This window comes from Cyanobium sp. BA20m-p-22 (genome assembly GCF_024346275.1).
Lineage (GTDB): Bacteria > Cyanobacteriota > Cyanobacteriia > PCC-6307 > Cyanobiaceae > Cyanobium_A.
The window spans coordinates 1-5,567 of sequence record NZ_JAGQCQ010000256.1 but is presented as its reverse complement, the minus strand read 5'-3'; the positions used below and the strand labels follow the sequence as shown (position 1 = coordinate 5,567).

Below are 5,567 nucleotides of genomic sequence, written 5' to 3'. Positions count from 1 at the left end.
AAAGGGGGGAGTTCTGATCCACCAGAAAGCTGTCGCCATTGACGGATACCCGCAGGCGCCAGCTGCCGTCGTTATCCCGCAGGCCCTGGAGGGGTGCATCCAGCAGCAGCCAGTCGAGTAGCAGCGGTTCAGCGCCGGCCAGGTCCGCCGGGCTGACGGGAATCAGCTGGGGGGTCCCCGGCTGGGGGATCGCTAGGGGATTGGCCGTGACCCGATGCACCCTGATCTGGCTCCAGGCGCCAGGGCTTTTCACCGCCTCTCCCCAGGGCCTTGCGGCATAGGCAGTGATCCGATGGCTCCCCGGGCTCAGGGGAGGCAGCTCAAGCTCGAGGCCGCTGAGCCGAATGGCTGGCAGGTCGTCTACCTGCACCACCACATGGGGGCCCAGGCCCAGTCCTCCGGCGTCTACCAGGGGCCAGTCGCGCACCTTCAAGCTCAGCTTGATTGGCCCGGCAGGCAGGTTGGCCCCATCCCGCGGCGCCTCGATCGTCACCTGGGGACGGCGCAGGGCCAGGGCCTCTTGAAGTTGTTGCACGGCCCCTGGCGGAGCCACCTCCTGCAGGCGCCCCGAGGGGGCCTGGGTTTGCAGGAGCCCATCTGCTGACAGGGTGGCTCGCTTCCAGGAGATGGGGCCGTAGCCCACCGGCAGCACCAACAGCGCCACAAACAGGAGTGTCAGCAGGCCCTTGCGCCACAGGTTGGGGTGGCGGTGGTTGGCTGGCTTGGTTGCGCTGGCTCCGCCCACGCTGGATTTCAGGCTGATTTTGAAGCCATTGTGACGGCAAGGCTGCCCAGCCAATCCAGCGGGCACTTTGAGGGCGCCCGGGCTTGGAAGCATAATTAATTGCTCAAGAGTTGCCCAATCTCGATAATTCTTTTTGTTCTGTAAAGCCCAGTGCTGGCCTGGGAAGCACTGGGATTGAACCTTTGTAACTGCGACCCAAAACTCCTCGAAAACGACCCCTATACTTCGACCAGCGGTCCCCTATCTGGGGCCCAAAGCTCCAGTTGTGCCAAGCGGTTTCGCGGTTTCGCGAGCTTCTTTGCGGCTGGCGCCCACGAGCGGCTTGGGGTTTCGGCCCTGGCTGTCCGTGGGGCCCACAGGTAAGCCATCCGGCTTGCCGAAGGGGTGGACCCACCACCTCGACTCCGTCCCTCGAGGAATGTCTCGATGACCATCAGCCCACCAGAACGTGGGGAAAAGGCGAAGGCCATGGTCGACCGGAACCCAGTTCCGGCCACCTTCGAACTGTTCGGCAAGCCCGGCCATTTCGATCGCAGCCTTGCCAAAGGTCCCAAAACCACCACCTGGGTTTGGAACCTCCACGCCAATGCTCACGACTTCGATAGCCACACGAGTGACCTCGAAGAGGTCTCTCGCAAGATCTTTTCTGCTCACTTCGGCCATTTGGCCGTCATTTTCATCTGGCTGAGCGGCGCCTTCTTCCATGGAGCCCGCTTTTCCAACTACACCGGTTGGTTGACCGATCCCCTGCACGTCAAGCCTTCGGCGCAGGTGGTCTGGCCCATTTTCGGCCAGGAAATCCTCAATGGCGATATGGGTGCCGGCTTCCACGGCATTCAGATCACCTCCGGCGTCTTCCACGTGTGGAGGGCCTGGGGCATCACCAACGAAACCCAGCTGCTCTCCCTGGCCATCGGGGCCCTGGTGATGGCTGGGCTGATGCTCAATGCCGGTGTCTTCCACTACCACAAGGCAGCTCCCAAGCTGGAATGGTTCCAGAACGTTGAGTCGATGCTCAACCACCATCTGGCTGGCCTGCTTGGTTTGGGCTCCCTCTCCTGGACAGGCCACCTCCTGCACGTGTCCCTGCCCACCAATGCGCTGATGGAAGCCATCGACGCCGGCCAGCCGCTGGTGCTCAATGGCAAAACCATCGCCACCTATGGGGACATCCCCCTGCCCCATGAATTCCTGAATCAGGATCTGATTGCCCAGATATTCCCCGGTTTCGGGGCGGGCATTTCAGCCTTTTTCTCAGGAAACTGGGCCGCTTACAGCGATTTCCTCACCTTCAAGGGTGGGCTCAATCCTGTGACCGGCAGCCTCTGGATGACCGACATCGCCCATCACCACCTGGCGATCGCGGTGCTGTTCATCGTGGCCGGTCACATGTACCGGACCAACTGGGGCATCGGCCACAGCATCAAGGAGATCCTTGAGGGCCAGAAGGGTGATCCCCTGCTGTTCCCCGCCCCCAAGGGCCATGACGGCCTCTTCGAGTTCATGACCACCAGCTGGCACGCCCAGCTGGCCGTGAACCTGGCGTTGCTTGGCTCCCTGACGATCATCGTGGCGCATCACATGTATGCGATGCCCCCCTATCCCTACATCGGGATTGACTACCCCACCCAGCTGTCGATCTTCACCCATCACACCTGGATTGGCGGTTTCTTGATCGTTGGTGCCGGCGCCCACGCCTCCATCGCCATGATTCGCGATTACGACCCCGCCAAGCACGTGGACAACGTGCTCGACCGGGTGCTCAAGGCGCGTGATGCCCTGATCAGTCACCTCAACTGGGTGTGCATCTTCCTGGGCTTCCACAGCTTCGGCCTCTACATCCACAACGACACCATGCGTGCCCTGGGTCGTCCCCAGGACATGTTCAGCGACTCCGCCATTGCCCTGAAGCCCGTCTTCGCGCAGTGGGTCCAGGGGCTGCACGCCGCCGCCGCTGGCACCACCGCACCCAATGCTCTGGCAGGGGTCAGTGAGGTGTTCAACGGCGCCGTAGTTGCCGTGGGAGGCAAGGTGGCCGCCGGTCCGATTCCCCTGGGAACGGCCGACTTCATGGTCCACCACATCCATGCCTTCACGATCCACGTCACCGTGCTGATCCTGCTGAAGGGTGTGTTGTATGCGCGTAGCTCCCGCCTCGTCCCCGACAAGGCGAATCTGGGCTTCCGCTTCCCCTGCGACGGCCCTGGCCGTGGCGGCACCTGCCAGGTGTCGGCTTGGGACCATGTGTTCCTCGGCCTGTTCTGGATGTACAACTCCCTGTCGATCGTCATTTTCCACTTCTCCTGGAAGATGCAGAGCGACGTGTGGGGCACCGTCAATGCTGACGGCAGCGTCCAGCACATCACCAACGGCAACTTTGCCCAGAGCGCCATCACCATCAACGGCTGGTTGCGCGACTTCCTCTGGGCCCAGGCAGCTCAAGTGATCAACAGTTACGGCTCCAGTTCCAGTGCCTATGGCCTGATGTTCCTGGGTGCCCACTTCATCTGGGCCTTCAGCCTGATGTTCCTGTTCAGTGGCCGCGGCTATTGGCAAGAGCTGATTGAGTCCATCGTTTGGGCTCACAACAAGCTGAGGGTTGCTCCGGCGATCCAGCCGCGGGCTCTTTCGATCACCCAGGGTCGTGCTGTAGGTGTCGCCCACTATCTGTTGGGCGGTATCGCAACAACCTGGGCATTCTTCCTGGCCCGCATCGTCGCGGTCGGCTGACCTTTACTGACCTCTCCCAATGGCAACGAAATTTCCTTCGTTCAGCCAGGGTCTGGCGCAGGACCCGACAACCCGCCGTATTTGGTACGGCATCGCCACGGCTCACGATTTCGAGAGCCACGACGGCATGACCGAGGAGCGGCTTTACCAAAAGCTGTTCTCCACCCACTTCGGTCATCTGGCCATCATTGGCCTCTGGGTTTCGGGCAACCTGTTCCATATCGCCTGGCAGGGCAACTTTGAGCAGTGGGTCGCCGATCCGCTGCACATCCGTCCCATCGCGCATGCGATCTGGGATCCCCACTTCGGCCAGGGCGCCATTGCCGCCTTCACCCAGGCGGGCGCCTCCTCTCCGGTGAACATTGCCTATTCCGGTCTGTACCACTGGTGGTACACGATCGGCATGCGCACCAATGCCGAGCTGTATCAGGGTTCCATCTTCATGATGATCCTGTCGGCCTGGGCCCTGTTTGCCGGCTGGCTCCACCTCCAGCCCAAGTTCAGGCCTTCTCTGGCCTGGTTCAAGAACGCTGAATCCCGGCTCAACCACCACCTGGCTGTGCTGTTTGGCTTCAGTTCGATCGCCTGGACCGGTCACCTGGTTCACGTGGCCATTCCCGAGGCCCGCGGTCAGCACGTCGGGTGGGACAACTTCCTCTCGGTGCTGCCCCATCCAGCTGGCCTGGCTCCTTTCTTCACCGGCAACTGGGGCGTCTACGCCCAGAATCCCGACACTGTTTATCAGCAGTTCGGAGCGGCTGAAGGCTCGGGCACGGCGATCCTCACCTTCCTCGGTGGCTTCCACCCCCAATCTGAAGCCCTCTGGCTCACGGACATCGCCCATCACCACCTGGCGATTGGCTGTCTGTTCGTGATTGCCGGTCACATGTACCGCACCAACTTCGGGATCGGTCACTCGATCCGGGAGATTCTCGAGGCCCACAATCCGCCCAAGGGAACTCCCTTTGGTGGCGCCCTGGGAGCCGGTCACAAGGGTCTCTACGACACCATCAACAACTCCCTGCACTTCCAGCTCGGTCTGGCCTTGGCAGCGTTGGGTGTGGTCACCAGTCTGGTGGCACAGCATATGTATGCCATGCCGTCCTATGCGTTCATCGCTAAGGACTACACCACCCAGGCTGCCCTTTATACCCACCACCAGTACATCGCCATCTTCCTGATGTGCGGTGCTTTCGCCCACGGTGCGATCTTCTTCATTCGGGATTACGACCCTGAAGCCAACAAGGACAACGTGTTGGCACGGATGCTTGAGCACAAGGAAGCCATCATCAGTCACCTGAGTTGGGTATCCCTGTTCCTCGGTTTCCACACCCTCGGTCTCTACGTCCACAACGATGTGGTTGTGGCCTTCGGTACTCCTGAGAAGCAGATCTTGGTGGAACCCGTCTTTGCCCAATTCGTCCAAGCCGCTTCCGGCAAGGCGATGTACGGCATGGATGTGCTGTTATCTAATTCCGCATCCGCAGCTAGCACTGCCAGTGCGGTTTATCTGCCCGGTTGGATCGATGCCATCAATGGTGGTAACGATCTGTTCCTGCAGATTGGCCCTGGTGACTTCTTGGTTCACCACGCCATCGCTCTGGGTCTGCACACCACCACCTTGATCTTGGTCAAGGGTGCCCTAGATGCTCGGGGTTCCAAGCTGATGCCCGATAAAAAGGACTTTGGCTACGCCTTCCCCTGCGACGGCCCCGGCCGTGGCGGCACCTGTGATATCTCTGCCTGGGATTCCTTCTACCTGTCGGTTTTCTGGGCCCTGAACACGGTGGGTTGGGTGACCTTCTATTGGCACTGGAAGCACCTTGCCATCTGGCAGGGCAACGTGGCCCAGTTCAACGAATCCAGCACCTATCTGATGGGCTGGTTCCGCGATTATCTGTGGCTCAACTCCTCCCAGCTGATCAATGGTTACAACCCCTTTGGCAGCAACAACCTGGCCGTTTGGTCCTGGATGTTCCTGTTTGGTCACCTGGTGTGGGCTACGGGCTTCATGTTCCTGATCTCCTGGAGGGGTTACTGGCAGGAGCTGATCGAAACCATCGTCTGGGCCCATCAACGCACCCCGCTCGCC

General features: G+C 60.9%; 2 protein-coding genes and 1 pseudogene. 2 read left to right on the top strand and 1 reads right to left on the bottom strand.

Annotation, left to right across the window (positions count from 1 at the left end; genetic code table 11):
- Positions 1 to 838, bottom strand: a pseudogene (locus KBZ15_RS17395) (hypothetical protein); the annotation flags it as partial.
- Between the two features lie 333 nt (positions 839 to 1,171).
- On the opposite strand from KBZ15_RS17395, the gene psaA reads away from it, so the two are divergent.
- The gene (gene psaA, locus KBZ15_RS17390) at positions 1,172 to 3,475 is read left to right on the top strand and encodes a photosystem I core protein PsaA (RefSeq protein WP_255016485.1); all 2,304 of its coding nucleotides are present in this window, start codon (positions 1,172 to 1,174) and stop codon (positions 3,473 to 3,475) included.
- A 19-nt stretch (positions 3,476 to 3,494) separates the two neighbouring features.
- The coding region (gene psaB / locus KBZ15_RS17385) for a photosystem I core protein PsaB (RefSeq protein ID WP_255016483.1) at positions 3,495 to 5,567 on the top strand (2,073 nt) is incomplete at its 3' end.